This window comes from Pseudotabrizicola sp. 4114, from assembly GCF_031457365.1.
GTDB lineage: Bacteria > Pseudomonadota > Alphaproteobacteria > Rhodobacterales > Rhodobacteraceae > Pseudotabrizicola.
The window spans coordinates 19,570-35,640 of the sequence record NZ_JAVDWP010000013.1; the positions used below are offsets into that span (position 1 = coordinate 19,570).

General features: G+C 65.6%; 14 protein-coding genes and 1 tRNA gene. 5 read left to right on the forward strand and 10 right to left on the reverse strand.

Annotated elements, in window-relative coordinates; genetic code table 11:
• Positions 1–44: 44 nt before the first annotated feature.
• Positions 45–386 carry a cupin domain-containing protein gene (locus J2X53_RS19335; protein WP_349039137.1) on the forward strand — a complete coding sequence of 114 codons (342 nt, stop codon included), beginning with the start codon at positions 45–47 and terminating at the stop codon, positions 384–386.
• Between the two features lie 9 nt (positions 387–395).
• Here J2X53_RS19335 and J2X53_RS19340 read toward each other — a convergent pair whose 3' ends face one another.
• The 3 genes from J2X53_RS19340 to J2X53_RS19350 all read right to left on the reverse strand — a co-directional run bounded on the left by J2X53_RS19340 (position 396) and on the right by J2X53_RS19350 (position 4,502).
• The gene (locus J2X53_RS19340) at positions 396–1,280 is read right to left on the reverse strand and encodes a DMT family transporter (protein WP_349039138.1); all 885 of its coding nucleotides are present in this window, start codon (positions 1,278–1,280) and stop codon (positions 396–398) included.
• 76 nt (positions 1,281–1,356) lie between these two features.
• Positions 1,357–2,181, reverse strand: a complete 825-nt coding sequence (locus J2X53_RS19345; protein WP_349039139.1) for a L,D-transpeptidase — start codon at positions 2,179–2,181, stop codon at positions 1,357–1,359.
• A gap of 152 nt (positions 2,182–2,333) precedes the next feature.
• Positions 2,334–4,502 (reverse strand): esterase-like activity of phytase family protein, encoded by a 2,169-nt coding sequence (locus J2X53_RS19350; RefSeq protein ID WP_349039140.1) that lies wholly within the window; start codon positions 4,500–4,502, stop codon positions 2,334–2,336.
• A gap of 185 nt (positions 4,503–4,687) precedes the next feature.
• Here J2X53_RS19350 and J2X53_RS19355 point away from each other — a divergent pair, with 185 nt between their 5' ends.
• The gene (locus J2X53_RS19355) at positions 4,688–4,942 is read left to right on the forward strand and encodes a GlsB/YeaQ/YmgE family stress response membrane protein (RefSeq protein WP_349039141.1); all 255 of its coding nucleotides are present in this window, start codon (positions 4,688–4,690) and stop codon (positions 4,940–4,942) included.
• A 50-nt stretch (positions 4,943–4,992) separates the two neighbouring features.
• Here the strand turns inward: J2X53_RS19355 and J2X53_RS19360 are convergent, their stop codons facing one another.
• From J2X53_RS19360 to J2X53_RS19375, 4 genes are all read right to left on the reverse strand, one after another.
• Positions 4,993–6,201 (reverse strand): M24 family metallopeptidase, encoded by a 1,209-nt coding sequence (locus J2X53_RS19360; protein ID WP_349039177.1) that lies wholly within the window; start codon positions 6,199–6,201, stop codon positions 4,993–4,995.
• 201 nt (positions 6,202–6,402) lie between these two features.
• The gene (gene yghU, locus J2X53_RS19365) at positions 6,403–7,245 is read right to left on the reverse strand and encodes a glutathione-dependent disulfide-bond oxidoreductase (RefSeq protein ID WP_349039178.1); all 843 of its coding nucleotides are present in this window, start codon (positions 7,243–7,245) and stop codon (positions 6,403–6,405) included.
• Positions 7,246–7,347: 102 nt separating this feature from the next.
• Positions 7,348–7,713, reverse strand: a complete 366-nt coding sequence (locus tag J2X53_RS19370) for a DoxX family protein (RefSeq protein WP_349039142.1) — start codon at positions 7,711–7,713, stop codon at positions 7,348–7,350.
• Positions 7,714–7,728: 15 nt separating this feature from the next.
• Positions 7,729–8,427, reverse strand: a complete 699-nt coding sequence (locus J2X53_RS19375) for an SDR family oxidoreductase (RefSeq protein ID WP_349039143.1) — start codon at positions 8,425–8,427, stop codon at positions 7,729–7,731.
• 120 nt (positions 8,428–8,547) lie between these two features.
• On the opposite strand from J2X53_RS19375, the gene J2X53_RS19380 reads away from it, so the two are divergent.
• The gene (locus J2X53_RS19380) at positions 8,548–9,534 is read left to right on the forward strand and encodes a P1 family peptidase (protein ID WP_349039144.1); all 987 of its coding nucleotides are present in this window, start codon (positions 8,548–8,550) and stop codon (positions 9,532–9,534) included.
• A gap of 47 nt (positions 9,535–9,581) precedes the next feature.
• Here the strand turns inward: J2X53_RS19380 and J2X53_RS19385 are convergent, their stop codons facing one another.
• Positions 9,582–10,718 carry a lytic murein transglycosylase gene (locus J2X53_RS19385; RefSeq protein ID WP_349039179.1) on the reverse strand — a complete coding sequence of 379 codons (1,137 nt, stop codon included), beginning with the start codon at positions 10,716–10,718 and terminating at the stop codon, positions 9,582–9,584.
• Between the two features lie 303 nt (positions 10,719–11,021).
• Between J2X53_RS19385 and J2X53_RS19390 the strand changes: the two genes are divergently transcribed.
• Both J2X53_RS19390 and J2X53_RS19395 read left to right on the forward strand, forming a co-directional pair.
• Positions 11,022–13,040 (forward strand): hydantoinase/oxoprolinase family protein, encoded by a 2,019-nt coding sequence (locus J2X53_RS19390; protein ID WP_349039145.1) that lies wholly within the window; start codon positions 11,022–11,024, stop codon positions 13,038–13,040.
• Between the two features lie 49 nt (positions 13,041–13,089).
• Positions 13,090–13,166 (forward strand) — tRNA-Met (locus tag J2X53_RS19395).
• Between the two features lie 284 nt (positions 13,167–13,450).
• Here the strand turns inward: J2X53_RS19395 and J2X53_RS19400 are convergent.
• Both J2X53_RS19400 and glpK read right to left on the reverse strand, forming a co-directional pair.
• Positions 13,451–14,578: an iron-containing alcohol dehydrogenase gene (locus J2X53_RS19400; protein ID WP_349039146.1), complete on the reverse strand. Its 1,128-nt coding sequence runs from the start codon at positions 14,576–14,578 to the stop codon at positions 13,451–13,453.
• A complete protein-coding gene (glpK, locus tag J2X53_RS19405) occupies positions 14,575–16,059 on the reverse strand; it encodes a glycerol kinase GlpK (protein ID WP_349039147.1) in 1,485 nt (494 codons plus the stop codon). Before glpK ends, J2X53_RS19400 begins: the two co-directional genes overlap by 4 nt.
• Between the last annotated feature and the right edge of the window lie 12 nt (positions 16,060–16,071).

The following is a 16,071-nucleotide window of genomic DNA, read 5'->3' on the forward strand; positions in this document are numbered from 1 at the left end:
GGCGGCTGTGCCCCATATCCTCAGCAAAAAGCCCGGAGGCCGATATGTCGCTGATCCAACCCGTCACCCGCGATGCCACCCCAGCCGAAGAGGAACGGCCGGACCCCGCCAAGGTTGTATCCGGCGATCCTGTGCATACCACCTGGAACATCGAGGATATGGATGGCCTCTATTGCGGCATGTGGCAGTCCACCCCCGGCGCCTGGCGGGTGTCTTATGCCGAGTGGGAATACGTGCATATTCTGTCGGGCCATTCGGTCCTGCGCGGCGAGGACGGCAGCGAAACGCATCTGCGGGCGGGCGACAGCTACATCATCCGCCCCGGATTTGCCGGGGTCTGGGAAGTGATTGAGACCACGCTGAAAGATTACGTTATCCGGTCCTAGGCGCGGGGTTCAGGCGGCCTTGGCCTTGCGGCTGACCAATGCCACCCCGGTCCCCGCAAGGCCCATCCCCAGCCATGCCATCAGCGGCATCGCCTCGCCCAAGAGCGGCCAGGCGAACAGCGCCGACATGGCGGGCACCAGATAGAACAGCGCCGACACCCGGCTGACCTCGCCCACCCGGATCATCGCCAGCAGCAGCGACATCGCCAGCAACGAGTTGCCGATCACCAGATAGGCCATCACCGCAATGAACTCGGCATCCCAGGAAATGCTCTGGCTTTCGGTCAGCAGCGCAATCGGCAGGGTAAACACCGCGCCGACCGCATATTGGATCATGTTTGACGTGACCGGGTGCTGGCTGACCCCGAACCGCTTTTCATACAGCGTGCCGGCGGTGATGCCGAACAACCCGCCAACCGCCAGCAGCAGGCCCCACGGGTTTTCGGCCTGCACCTGCGCGCGGGCAAGGATCACGACCAACGCCCCGGCCAGCCCCAGCCCAAGCCCGGCCCAGGCGCGGCGGCTGACCACTTCGCCGACAAAGCGCGGTGCGATCAGCGCAACCAGAATGGGTTGCAGGCAGACCACAATCGCCACACCCGCCGCCGACACCCCGGACTTGAAGGCCAGATAACACAGGCCGAAATAGCTGACCTGGATCAGAAAGCCGACCACCGCCACATCCAGCCAGCCGCGCAGGGTGGCGGGCATCGGCGGGCGCAGCGCGATGACAAAGGGCAGCAGCACCAGCAGCACAAGGCAGTAGCGCAGCGCCAGAATGGTCATCGGTTCGGCATGACCCAGCCCCAGCTTGGCAATGGCAAAGCCCGCCGACCACAGGATCAGAAAGACGGCAGGGGCGACGATCAGCCAGAGGGGGCGGGAGGATGTCATACGGCGGACTATTGCCGGGGCCGCAGGGAAAGGAAAGAGGCCGCCTTTGATCAGATGTCAAAGGCGGCGCAAGATCTTAGAGTGGAACGTTGTCGCCGCCGGTGGCCGCCATTCCGTCGCGCGGGTCGTCAAACACCGGCTCTTGGGTGTTGGCGTCGGGGCCATAGATCAGCTCGGGGTCTACGGTGCGCGATGGCAGGTCCGTGCCACGGCCAAAATTCTCGGGGTCTACCCGCAACGCTTCGGCTTCGGTGCGGACATGGACCGGGGCGCCGATCGGCACCAGTTCGAACAGGTCGATAATGTCCTGATTGAACATGCGGATACAGCCCGCAGACCCGGAATTGCCGATGGATTCCATGTCATTGGTGCCATGGATGCGGAAATAGGTGTCGCGCCCGCCCTTGTACAGATACAGCGCCCGCGCGCCCAACGGGCTGCGCAAGCCGCCCGGAATGCCCTTGGCAAACGGGCCATACACATCCGGTTCACGGCGGATCATGTTCTGTGTCGGCGTCCAGCCCGGCCATTTCCGTTTCAGCTGGATGGTGCCATTGCCGGCAAAGGCCAGCCCGGCCCGGCCAACGCCCACCGGGTAGCGCACCGAATTGTTGCCTTCGCGCACAAAGTACAGGAACTTTGAATAGGGATCGACATCAATCGTGCCCACTGCCTGCTCACCCAGATACTGCCCGGTGATCCGGCGGTTCGGGCTTTGGGTGTACTGGCCCGGAATGCCGGGCAAGGAATAGCCACTGTCAAAGACCGGGCCATAGCCGGGCAGAAATCCGGCCGAGAATACGGGTTGAACCGATCCGGGTGCGGCGGGCGCACAGGCGGAAAGGGCGGCAAAACCGGACATTGCAAGAAAGCTGCGGCGGCTGAGGGGGTCAAAAGACATTGGAGACCTTGATAATGCGAGTCGTCTGTTACCTAGCATGCCGTTTTGCAAAACGGAAAGACCCGGACAGATTTTCCTGCCCGGATCGGTGATTCGTTGCTCGATTGTGATCCGGAAGGCGCGGCGACAGCCGTCGCGCGCCGCCTTTTCGCTCAGTTTACAGCGCCGATAGACCAGAACAGCGTCTCGCCCGACGAGTCGTCCACGCCGTCATTGTCGGTCACCACCCAGCCAGTCCCGGCCGCGTCGATGGCAAAACCTTCGACCTTGTCCACGATATAGCCGTTCAGCACCGCCAGATCGGGCAGGAAATCACGGACCAGTTCCTTGGTCACCACCGGCAGGGGGCCGCCCAGTTCGGCGGGCTGCAGCTCGGCAGCCCGAACGCGGTAGAGCTTCTTGGTCTGCGCCTTGCCCGCGATCTGGTTGTCACGCTCGACAATATAGACCCAGTCGCCGTGCAGGGTGATTTCCGACAGACCCATCCAGGCGCCTTCGGCCGGGGTATCCAGCGGGTAGTGCACCGCGCCCCAGGTTTCTTCCGCAGTGTTATAGGCCAGCAGTTTGACCATACCCTTCGGATCATCTTTCCACTCGCGCTGCACCGCCATCCACAGCCAGTCTCCGGCCACGGTGATGCCTTCAAAGCCAAAGCGGATCTCATGCGCCAGCAGTTCGGCGGGCAGGGCGATTTCCTGCTTGATCTCGCCCTTGTCGTTCACATTGTAGATCGCGTGCGGGATCAGCCGGTCGCTGCGCCCTTCCGAGGCCAGCCAGAACCCGCCCTTGCCATCCGGCGCGATGCCTTCGATGTCCAGCTTTTGCGCCGCGTCACCGCCACGGGTGATGTCGAGGGCGGCAGTGATCTTTGCCGGGGTCTGCGTGGCGTCGATGGTGTAGATGCGCGGCATTGCACCATAGACGCTGTCCGACACGGCAAAAAGCTGGCCGGGTTCGGTGCCTGCGGTCAGACCCGACAGCGCGCCCCAGCCGATCAGCGGATCAGAGCCTGCGCTGGTCAGCATCGGATAGGCGGCAGGGGCCTCGGTCAACTCGTAAAGCATGACATGGGCGGGGGCGAGACCGTCTTCGCGCAGGTCCACCTCGTTGGCGGTGACCAGCAGGTTGCGCGCCGGAAGGGTCGCGATGCCTTCGGGCGACACGCCCGAGGGCAGCAGCTGTTTCAGCGCCGGGCTGGCCGGATCGGTCAGATCATAGACCGCGATGACCGAGCCACGCTCCGAGGCGACAAAGGCCATCGGCACGCCGCCGAACGTGTCAAACTTGACCGATTCCAGCTCCACGCCCTTGGTGTGGCTGCGGTGCTCCGGGTAGTGGCCGATTTCGGCAATCGCGCGCTCCAGCGATGCGCCCGAATCCCAGACCAGCGTGCCGTCCTTGTGAAAAATTGACCAGGTGCGCGTGCCGCCGTTCCAGTCGCCCTCATTGGCGGTGGCGAAGTGGTCGCCGTCGATCCAGGCAATCGCATCAGGTTCACGCGGCACCGCACCCTTGGGGGCGGTGAACTCCAGCCGGCCATCGCGCTTGGTGTCGATGCCCGAAACCTCGGCCTCCCCGGCGCTGAAATGTCTGGTCACGGTGCCATCGGCCCCGATCACCACCAGATGGTTGTTTTCCTGCAGCGTGACGACAATCTCGCCCGCCGCGTTCACATCAACATATTCCGGCTCCGGGTCTTCGGCACCGATTTCGGCCATGCCGGTCATCTCGATGTGCAGCTGTGCGGCGCAATCGGCCACGCCGTCCACCACCGGCAGTTTGACCACATAGCCCGCAGGCATCTGTGGCAACCCGCCATCGCCCGCTTCCTCATCACGCTCATTCTCGATGGCAATCGCCAGGAACGACCCGTCCGGGGCCTTGGCAACCGAATCCGGCTGGCCGCCGATGTCGCATTCGGCGGTGATCGCGCGGGTGGCCGGATCAATCGTCACCAGCTTGCCCGAAGGCGCGGTATAGCTCTCAGAGGTGTTCACACCGCTGAAAATCTTGTCGCCGATGAACACGGCGGTGGTCGGCTCGCCGCCCACGTCGATGTTGCCCATGGCTTTTGGCGCCTTCGGGTCGGTGATGTCGATCAGACCGATCACGCCCAACGGGCTGTCGGTGTAAACCAGGGTCATCCCATCTTCAGAGGCAGAGATGATCTCGGCGCTGGTGGTGCGGGCAAGATCCTCCCCTTCCGCCATGTTCAGCGGCGTGGCAAAGCTGGCAATGCGGTTGAAGTTCGTCTCGGCCAGCGCCGGAAAGGCGGCAAAGATGGCCAGAGCAGAGGTCAGGCCAAGAGTTTTGATCGGCATCGGATCGGTCCTCGTTCGGATGGGAATTCCGAGCGAGGCTTGGGCCGGTTTGGTCACAGCCGGATGACAGGGAAATGTCAGCTTTGCGATATTTTGCGCAGGCGGAATTTTGCCGGGAACCTTTTGGCATGAACAAGAGTTTGTGAGCATAGCCCCCGCAAGCGGGGCATCAGAAAGGGACTATGATGGCTATTGAAGCACTTCTTATCATTCTTCTGGTCGGGGCAATCGCAGGCTGGTTGGCCGGTCAGATTGTCAAAGGCTACGGCTTCGGCCTTCTGGGCAATATCGTTGTCGGCATCGTCGGCGCGCTGTTTGCCGGTTTCCTGTTTCCCCGCATCGGCCTTGGCCTTGGCGGCGGCATCCTCGGCTCGATCATTGCGGCCACGTTGGGTGCTGTGATCCTGCTGTTCCTGATCCGCCTGATCAAGCGCGCCTGAGCGCTGCCTCAGACAGACCAAAAGGCCGGGGTTTTCCCCGGCCTTTTCCTTTATCCCACCACGTTGAAATCCGGCCCATACGGATAGTGCGTGATATTCTCGGGCGCATCGTCGGTGACGACAAAAATATCATGCTCGCGGTAGCCACCCGCCCCCGGCTGGCCGTGCGGAATGGTTAGCATCGGCTCCATCGAGATCACCATGCCGGGTTCCAGTACGGTGTCGATATCCTCGCGCAGTTCCAGCGCCGCCTCGCGGCCGTAGTATTGTGACAGCAGGCCAAAACTGTGGCCATAGCCAAAGGTGCGGTATTGCAGCATGTCGCGCTCGGCCAGAAACGCGTTGATCTTGGCCGTGATATCGGCACAGGTGCTGCCCGCGCGCAGCAGGGTCATGCCATATTCATGCGCGGCAATGTTATGCTGCCAGACCGCCATCGAGGCATCATCCACCTCGCCGACAAACAGCGTGCGCTCCAGCGCGGTGTAATAGCCTGAAATCATTGGAAAGCAGTTCAGCGACAGGATATCACCGCGCTTCAGCTTGCGGCTGGTCACCGGGTTGTGCGCGCCATCGGTGTTCAGCCCCGACTGGAACCAGACCCAGGTGTCGCGGTATTCGGCATCGGGAAAGCGTTTTGCAATCTCGCGCTCCATCGCATCGCGCCCCGCGATGCTGATTTCCAGCTCGCTCGCCCCCACCGCAATCGCCTCACGGATGGCATAGCCGCCGACATCGGCGACATTCGATCCGTGCTTGATCAGCGCAATCTCGGCCGGGGATTTCATCATCCGTTGCTGCATGGTGGCGGGCGCAATATCCATCCCGCGCCTGGGTTTCAGGAAGGTGTTGAGCTTTTCCGCCCGCTCCATCGTCAGGTGATCGGCCTCACAACCGATGGCGCGGCCGGTGCCGGTGATGCTGGCCACTACGCGCCAGAAGTTATCGCGCGTCCAGTCGGTATAGGTGATGTTGTCGCCCACCGACCGCCGCCACGGCTGGCCTGCATCAATCCCGGCGCTGACCGTGATGCAATCGGTTTTGGTCACCACACAGGCATAGGGCCGGCCAAAGCTGCAATACAGAAAGCCCGAGTAATAGGCGACGTTGTGCATGCTGGTCAGCACCACAGCGTCAAGGCTGTGCAGCTCCATGATGTCGCGCAGACCGGCAAGGCGATCTTCGTATTCCTCTGCCGCAAAGGGCAACGCATCTTTGGCGTCGCCGTTGTGCAAGCGGTACTGTTCAGGGCGGATCAGTTCCATATCAGACCTCGATCATGGGGCCGGACATGGCGCCCGGAACCCCGAAAGGTCCCGGCGTACAGGACGAAAGCGGCGCAAACCGCAAGCAGCGGGGAAGACCCCTGTGGCGACGCCATCGCCACGGCTCATATCTACCATGACGCTACCGGGGTCTGCCGACAAGGGGTAGGGCGGGGTTCACCCCGCCTTCTGCCGTCACAATTTATCGAAATCCGCCGCCGAATGGCGCTCGGGCAGCTGCTCACCCGGCGCGCCCCAGTCGCGGTTGACCTTGCGGCCCCGCACCACCGCCGGGCGGGCGTCGATCTTTTCCGCCCAGGCCATGACATGCTTGTAGGATGTCACATCCAGAAATTCGGCGGCATCATAGGCCCGGCCCAAGGCAATCCCGCCATACCACGGCCAGATCGCCATATCGGCGATGCTGTAGTCATCCCCCGCGACAAAGGCATGCTCTGCCAGCTGCCGGTCCAGCACATCCAGCTGGCGCTTGGTTTCCATCGCATAGCGGTTGATCGGATATTCATACTTCTCGGGCGCATAGGCGTAGAAATGGCCAAAGCCACCGCCGACAAACGGGGCCGACCCCATCTGCCACATCAGCCAGTTCATCACCTCGGTCCGCACCGGCCCGGATGCGGGCAGAAACGCCCCGAATTTTTCTGCCAGATGCAGCAGGATCGAGCCGGATTCGAACACCCGCAGCGGCGTGTCGCCGGAATAATCCATCAGCGCCGGAATCTTTGAATTCGGGTTCACCGCCGTAAACCCCGACCCGAACTGATCGCCATTGCCGATCTTGATGATCCAGGCGTCGTATTCGGCGGCATGCCCGGCCTCCAGCAGTTCCTCGAACATCACCGTGACCTTCACCCCGTTCGGTGTGGCCAGCGAATACAGCTGAAACGGATGCTCGCCGCGCGGCAGATCCTTGTCATGCGTCGGCCCGGCAATGGGGCGGTTGGTGCTGGCAAACTGCCCGCCGTTTTCCTTGTCCCAGGTCCAGACCTTCGGCGGTACGTAAGGGGTGTCGGTCATCTCGGTTCCCATCTGATTGGCCATGCGTTGGACAAAAAGGTATGACCTCCGCCGGGCATCGGCAAGACCCGGCAAGTGCGGGCAGCCTGTGCGCCAGCGCGCTCAGCGCCAGAGCACAAACCGCCCCGGCCCCGCAGCGGCCAGGATCAGCAGCCCCCCGGCAACCGACCAGTTCTTGACCATGATCGTCACCTGCCAGGGATCCGCCCGCAGCTGCCAATGGAAAAAGCTGGTCATCACGCAATAGCCCGCCAAGGCCAAAGCCCAGACCGCCACCCGTGGCCCGGCCAGCAGCCCCGCAGCGGCGATCAGGTTGAACGCGGCCACCGGCCAGACCAGCCCCCCCGGCAAGCCCACCCCGGCCAGCATCGCCTGTACCGGCGCCGGGTCCGCCAGCTTTTGCACCGCGCCCCCCGCGAACAGGACCGCCAGCAGCACCCGCCCCGCCAGATCAAGTCCGTCGCGCATCACATCATCCATCTGCTAGACAGACCGCGTGATCCCGCCATCCACCCGAAGATTCTGCCCGGTGATATAGCCCGCCCCGTCGGACGCCAGAAATGCCACCGTCGCCGCAATCTCCTCAACCCGGCCATAGCGGCCCATCGGAATGCGGGCGCGGAACACCTCTTTCTCTGGCAGGCTGTCGATGAACCCCGGCAGCACATTGTTGATGCGGATGCCCTTGGCGGCGTATTGATCGGCGTAGAGCTTGGTAAACGCCGCCAGCCCGGCCCGCGCCACGCCGCTGGTGGGAAAGGTGGGGTCCGGCTCGAAGGTGGCAAAGGTCGTGATGTTGATGATCGCGCCCTTGCCCTGCGCCTCCATGATCGGGGTTACCGCGCGAATGGGTCGTACGGCGGACAGGAAATAGATCTCGAACCCCTGATGCCAGCCCTCATCGGTGATTTCGACCAAGGGCGCGCGCGGCCCGTGGCCTGCGCTGTTCACCAGCACGTCGATCCGGCCAAAGCGGTCCATCGTGGCGGCAATCAGCCGGTCGACATCGGCTTGCGACTGGTTCGACCCGGTCACCCCCACACCGCCCAGCTCTGCCGCCAAAGCCTCGCCCTTGCCCGAGGACGACAGGATGCACACGGCATAGCCCTCGGCCGCCAGCTTTCGCGCTGCCGCCGCCCCCATCCCCGACCCGCCCGCCGTCACCACTGCCACTTTTTGCATCTGCTCGCCCTCCCCACTTTGCGGCACCGTGGCACGGTCCTGCGCGGCAATGAAGCCCCGCGCAGCGCGGCATGGCAGATTTTTCTTGCCATTCGCCGCCCTTTGCCGCCCCCTTGCCCCATGCGACCCGGACCAAAGAACCTGATCACCGATGTGCCCGGCCTGCTGGTCGGTCAGGCGCAGGATGCCGCTCTGCGCTCCGGCGTCACTGTGCTGACCGCCGACCGCCCCTTTACCGCCGCCGTTCATGTGATGGGCGGCGCGCCAGGCACCCGCGAAACTGATCTGCTCTCTCCCGACCGGCTGGTGCAAGAGGTGGATGCGCTGGTGCTGTCGGGCGGCTCGGCCTTTGGCCTCGATGCCTGCTCTGGCGTGGCCGATGCGCTGCGCGCGCAGGGGCGTGGCTTTGCGGTGGGCGATCAGCGGGTGCCGATCGTGCCGGGGGCGATCCTGTTTGACCTGCTGAACGGCGGCGACAAATCCTGGACGCGCAACCCCTACGCCGCGCTCGGCGCGACAGCCCTGCACGCCGCCGCCGCCGACTTCACCTTGGGCACCGCAGGCGCGGGTTATGGCGCCGCCACGCAAAACTGGAAAGGCGGCATTGGCTCCGCCTCTGCCGTTCTACCCTCGGGCCTGACTGTCGGCGCACTGGTCGCGGTCAACGCGCTTGGTGCCACCACTGTCGGCGACAGTCGCCATTTCTGGGCCGCGCCGTGGGAAGAGGGCGACGAGTTCGGCGGCCTTGGCCCCGCCCCGCGCCAGCCGCCCCAAGACGCGCCCCTGCCGCACAAGCGCATGGGGGAATCCACCACCATCGCCATCGTCGCCACAGATGCGTCGCTCACTCAGGCACAGGCCCAGCGCATGGCCATCGCAGCGCATGACGGGATGTCCCGCGCGATTGTGCCCTCCCACACCCCGCTGGACGGTGATCTGGTGTTTGCCGCAGCCACCGGCGCGCGCCCCCTGACCGACCCGCTCACCGACAGCTTCCAGCTCGGCCACGCCGCCGCCACCTGCCTTGCCCGCGCCATTGCGCGTGCGGTCTTTCTTGCTTCGCCACAACCGGGCGACCGCCAGCCCGTCTGGTCATCGCACCCCTGAATTGCTGCTTGCCAAATACTCCCGCCGGAGGCGTCCAACACAAACCCTCAGCGCAGCGCTTGCAGAATCTCCAGACTGGCATAGCCATCCGGCACCCGCCCGTTGGCGCGCTGAAACGCCTTGACCGCCGCAATGGTGTTCGGCCCGATCCGGCCATCCACGCCTTGCGGATCAAACCCCGCTGCGCCCAGCCGCTCCTGCAGCTCCTTCCGCTCGGCCAGTGACAGCGCCCGCAACTCGCGCGGCCATGTCGCCTGTATCGCAGGCCCGCCACGCAAACGGTCGGCGAGATGACCCACGGCGATGACATAGGCATCGGCGGTGTTATAGCGCTCGATCACCTGAAAATTTGAAAAGATCAGAAACGCAGCCCCCCGCGCGCCACCGGGCAGCAGCACCGAGGCCAGCCCATGATCGGGCAGCGCGCCACCCGCAACCGGCACAACCCCCATCGCCGCCCACTCCGCCACAGGCTTTTTCACCCGCTCGGTGGTCTGGTCGTAGTCGAACCCCTCGGGCAGGCGCACTTCCAGCCCCCAGGGCGCACCATCGGTCCAGCCCCAGTGCCGCAGATAGGCAGCGGCAGAGGCCAGCGCGTCGGTGGGTTCATCCGACCAGACATCGCGGCGCCCGTCGCCGTCATGATCCACCGCATGCGCCCACCAGCTGGTCGGCATGAACTGGGTGTGCCCCATCGCTCCGGCCCAGCTGCCGCGCATCGCCTGCGCCGACACATCGCCATTGCCGATGATCTTCAGTGCCGCGATCAGCTCGGCTTCGAAAAATGCCGCCCGCCGCGCATCATAGGCCAGCGTCGCCAGCGCCTCGATGATGGGCGTGTCGCCGCGAAAGCTGCCATAGGCCGATTCCAGCCCCCAGATCGCCGCGACCACATGACGGTCAACGCCGTAGTCTGCCTCGATCCGCGCGAGTATCGCCCCGTGCTGCGCCAGTGCCCGTTTGCCATGCGCTACCCGGTCGTCAGACACGGCGGTATCCAGATAGTCCCAGATCGTCTTGGTAAATTCATTCTGGTTGCGGTCGCGCTCGATGATCTTCGGGTTGTAGCGGGCCGTCTCCAGCGCGCGGTCCAGCACCTCGGGCGCGATCCCCGCTTCCAGCGCGCGCGGGCGAAACCCGGTCAGCCAGTCCGCAAAGCCCTGTTCGGTCCCCATTGCCGTCATCTCGATGCTCTCCACCGGGCTGTCCGTCTCCGACGTGTTCAGCGATTGCGCCGCCGCCGGCTGCGCCATCCCCAGCATCACAAAGATCAGACCTGCCCGCATATTCTGTGCCCCGTTTTCCGCCAGCCTAGTGCCCGGCGCGGCAAAGGGCAAACCCAAGGCGCGGCGCTGCCGTGCAAAGGGGTGGAGACCGACCGATAAGCGCCCTTGCTGGCCGATCTGCGACGGCAAATGTCGCATCAGGGGCTGATCTTGGCGCGCGCATGGCCTAGCTGACAGGCAAAGAAGCAAGGACAGTAGGCGATGGGGTATTTTCTGGGCGTGGATACGGGCGGCACCTACACCGATGCGGTGATCGTGGATCAGGCCGCGACCCGGGTCATCGGCAAGGCCAAGGCGCTGACCACCCGCAACGATCTGGCGATCGGCATCGGCGGTGCTGTTGATGCCGCTCTGGCACTGGCAGGCGTTGCCGCCAGCGAGATCGCGCTGGTCTCGCTCTCCACCACCCTCGCCACCAATGCGCTGGTCGAAGGGCAGGGCGGGCGCGTGGCTCTGGTCTTCATCGGCTTTGATGCCGGGGATGAGGCCCGCGCCGGGCTGGACGAGGCGCTGCGCGGCGACCCTATCCTGCGTCTGACCGGCGGCCATGGCCATGCCGGGCAGGAGCTCGCCCCGCTGGACGCGGCCACGCTGGAACAGAGCCTGCGCGACAGCGGGGATCAGGTGATGGGCTATGCCGTCGCCGCCCGCTTTGCCACCCGCAATCCCGCGCACGAAATCGCCGCGCGCGATCTGATCCGGCGTATCACCGGGCGGCCCGTCACCTGCTCGCACGAGCTGTCGGCCAATCTCAACGGCCCCAAACGTGCGCTGACCGCTGTGCTCAATGCCCGGCTGATCGGCATGATCGACCGTCTGGTGGCTGCCTGCGAACGCCATCTTGCGACCATTGGCATTAACGCGCACCTGATGGTGGTGCGGGGCGATGGCGCGCTCATCTCTGCCGCCATGGTGCGCGAGCGCCCGATTGAAACCATCCTCTCCGGCCCCGCCGCCAGCATTGTCGGCGCGCGCTGGCTGACCGGGGCCTCTGACGCATTGGTCAGCGACATCGGCGGCACCACCACCGATGTGGCGCTCTTGCGCGACGGCCTGCCCGAGATCGACCCGCAGGGCGCGCGGGTCGGCGGGTTCCGCACCATGGTCGAGGCGGTGGCGATGCGCACCACCGGCCTTGGCGGCGACTCTGAGGTGCATCTGATCACCGAAGGGCTGACCGGCGGCCTGCGCCTCGGCCCGCGCCGGTTGATCCCGGTCTCACTGCTGGCGCAGGATCATGGGCCGATGGTGCATGCAGCCCTCGACCGCGTGCTGTCCAGCGATGTGTCGGGCGAGCATGATGGGCGCTTTGCCATCCCCATGACAGGCCCATGCGATGGCCTCACCCCACGCGAATCAACGCTCATGGCCCGCATCGCCCAACCTATGCCGCTGGCGCAGGCCCTGACCACACGGCTGGAGGTGGCAGCACTCGACCGGCTGGTGGCGCGCGGGCTGGTGATGATTGCGGGCGTCACGCCGTCGGATGCCAGCCACGCGCTGGGGCGTCTGGACGCATGGGACGCACTGGCATCGGAAAAGGCGCTGCGCCTGCTGGGCCGCCGCCGCACCGGCACGGGTGAGCGGTTTGCCTCCGATCCGCTGAAACTGGCGCAGGCGATCATCGACCAGCTGACCACCCAGACCGCCGACTGCTTGCTGGAGGCCGCCTTTGCCGAAGACCCCGCCTTTGCCAACGAATCGCCCGAAACCCTTGCCCGTCACAGCCTGACCCGTGCGGGCTTGCGCGGTCATCAGGGCGTGATGCAGATCACCGCCCGGCTGGCGGTGCCGGTGATCGGCCTTGGCGCATCGGCCCCCGCCTATTACGGCGCGGTGGGCGAGCGTCTGGGCTGTCAGATGATCCTGCCCGAGCATGCCGGGGTCGCCAATGCCATCGGCGCGGTGGTGGGGCAGGTCAGCCAGCGCGCCACCGGCACCGTGACCAGCCCGTCCGAGGGCCGCTTTGCTGCCCACCTGCCGGGTGGGATCGAAACCTTCAGCGACCGCGACTCTGCGCTTGCCGCGATGCTGGCGGCGCTGACCGCCGATGCCACCGCCCGCGCCCTGCGCGCCGGGGCCGTCGATCTGCACCTGACCACCACGCGGGAGATCCGCGAGGCCGAAGTCGAGGGCCGCAGCATGTTCATCGAGGCCATCCTCAGCGTCACCGCCTCGGGCCGCCCGCGCGTGGCGCGCGTCAGTGATGCAGCAGAATGACGAATAGGCCTTGACGCGCGCAGGCGGGCACAATACCACGCCCGCCAATGGCTAGGTAGCTCAGCTGGTTAGAGCACGTGACTCATAATCACGGGGTCGGGGGTTCGAGTCCCCCCCTCGCCACCACTTCTCCCTGAATCACTACCTTGGTTGAAATGTATCCGGGTGCGATGCGTTGTGGCACGCGACCCCTGTAAACTGTCGGCATGCCTGAGTCTTTCGCACCGCATTGTTTTTCTATTCCCGATGGCCGCTGCCCCGGACTGATCACGACGGCCGCCCTGTGTCAGGGTGCCGTTGCGCACAGGCTGCGCGGTCAGGGGCTGGGTTTTGGTCGGCTAGCCACCATCACGCCGTGGGAACAAACACCGTGATCAGAACTGTTTCCATGCGCTGATACCGGCTTATCCTCAGCCTGCCCTCACCAGAACCTCACACAACGCCTCACGCTCCAGCACCACCGGATTGCCCCTGGTCGATGAGGCAGTCTCTGCCGCCGCCGCGATGGCGGCGTGGTTTTCCTCCCTGACGCCAAGCGCGGACAGCCTTGGCAGGCCCGCCGCATGCGCCCATGTGGCGAGGGCTTTGGGCGCGTTGCTGGCTGTGCAGCCCAGCACTTCGGCCAGCAGCGTGCAGACATGGTCTATCCGGCTGCGGGCCTCGCCGGTGCTGCGGGCGCGGTTCATGGCCAGCACAGGGCCAAGGAGCGCACCGCAGATCGCGCCATGGGCGGCCCCGGTGGTGCCGCCAATCACGCCGGCGAGGCCGTGGACTGCGCCCAGGCCGGCGTTGGCGAGGGCCAGACCGCCACAGAGCGAGGTCCATGCCAGGGCATCGCGGGCTTTGGGGTCTTCGCCCCGGTGGAGTTGCATCAGCGCGCGCAGGCCGGGGGCGATGGCGGGCAGGGCTATGGCATCGGTGTAGGGGGTGGCTTTGTGGGAGACATAGGGCTCGATCACCTGTGTCACCGCGTCGAGGCCGGAGGCGAGGGTAACGGGCCAGGGGCAGCCATCGGTCAGGGCAGGGTCGATGATGGCCACGCGCGCGATCATGCGGTCGTCGCGCAGGCTGACCTTGCGGCCATGATCGGGCAGGCCGATGACGGCGTTTTTCGTAACCTCGGCCCCGGTGCCTGCGGTGGTGGGGATGGCGATGAACGGCAAGGGTTCGGCCTGCAGCGACAGGGCTTTGCCCACGACCTCCAGATGGTCGAGCGGGCCGCCGGGCGCGGGGATCAGAGCAGCGAGGGCCTTGCCAAGGTCAAGCGCAGCACCGCCGCCGATGGCGAGCACCCAGTGGGGGTGGTGCGCACGGGCGGTGACAGTGGCCTGTTCCAGCATCGGCAGGGTCGGCTCAGCCGCGCAGGCGAGCGACAGGATGCCGGGGCCGAGCGCTTCGATCAGGGCAGCAGCGCGGGCCGGGTTGGCCCCGTGCACGACAATGCCGCGCGCGCCAAAGCTGCGGGCGATGCCCGCGGCTTGCGCCGCTTGCCCCCGGCCAAACAGGATGCGCGGCGGCTGGAGGATGGTGAAGTTCATACCGACATCGTGGCTTTGACGGCCCGGCCCCAGCGCGCGTATTTGGCGTCGCGGGTGGCGGCGTCCATCAACGGCTGGAAACGCCGGTCGAGCGCCCAGCTTTTGGCGAACTCTTCAGGGCTGCCGCAGATCCCGGCCTGCAGCCCGGCGAGGTAGGCGGCACCCAGCGCGGTGGTCTCGGTGACCATGGGGCGGTCAACGGGTGCGCCGAGGATGTCGGAAAGAAACTGCATGGCCCAGTCAGAGGCGGTCATCCCGCCATCGACCCGCAGCACGCCATCGGCGGCGGCCCCCCAATCGGCGCGCATCGCATCCAGCAGGTCGCGGGTCTGGTAGCCGACCGACTCCAATGCCGCGCGCGCCAGCTCGGCCGGGCCGGAGTTCCGCGTCAGACCATAGACCGCGCCCCGGCAGTCGGGCCGCCAATAGGGCGCGCCCAGACCGGTGAAGGCAGGGACGAGGATGACGCCCTGCGCCTCTTCGGCGGCTTCGGCAAGGGCTTGGGTCTCTGACGCGTGGCGGATGATCTTCAGCCCGTCACGCAGCCACTGCACCACCGCGCCCGCGATGAAGATCGAGCCTTCCAGCGCATAGGTCGGCTTGCCGTTCAGCTGATAGGCGATGGTGGTCAGCAGGCGGTGGGTGGAGGGCACCCGGTCGGCCCCGGTGTTCAAGAGCGCAAAGCAGCCGGTGCCATAGGTGGATTTCATCATGCCGGGGGCAAAACAGGCCTGCCCCACGGTGGCCGCCTGCTGGTCGCCCGCGACACCCGAGATCGGAATCTCACGCCCGAACAGATCGGCGCGGGTCATGCCGAAATCAGCGGCGCAGTCGCGCACCTCGGGCAAGAGCGCCATCGGCACGCCCATCAGCGCGCAGATCTCGGCATCCCATGCGCCGGTCGCGATGTTGTAAAGCATGGTGCGCGCGGCGTTGGTGGCATCGGTCACATGCGCCCGGCCGCCGGTCAGGTTCCAGATCAGCCAGCTGTCAACCGTGCCAAAGGCCAACTCGCCCGCCTCGGCCCGGGCGGGCGCGCCTTCGACATGGTCGAGCAGCCATTTCACCTTGGTCGCCGAAAAATACGGGTCCAGCAGCAATCCGGTGCGGGCGGTGATCATCGGCTCGTGTCCCGCCGCCTTCAGCGCGTCACAGATGCCTGCCGTCCGGCGGTCCTGCCAGACGATGGCCGGGTGGATCGGCTGCCCGGTGGCGCGGTCCCAGATCAGCGTGGTCTCGCGTTGGTTGGTGATGCCGATGGCGGCGATGCTGTCAGCCCTGATCCCGGCCTTTTCCATCACCGCCCGTGCGGTGGCGGCGACGGTGGACCACAGGTCGGACGGATCATGCTCCACCCAGCCGGGGCGGGGGTAGTGCTGCGCAAACTCCTCCTGCGCCGAGGCCACCACGCGCAGACCTTCGTCAAACAGGATCGCGCGGCTGGAGGTGGTGCCCTGATCAATGGCGAGGATATGGGTCATGGTATCTTTTCC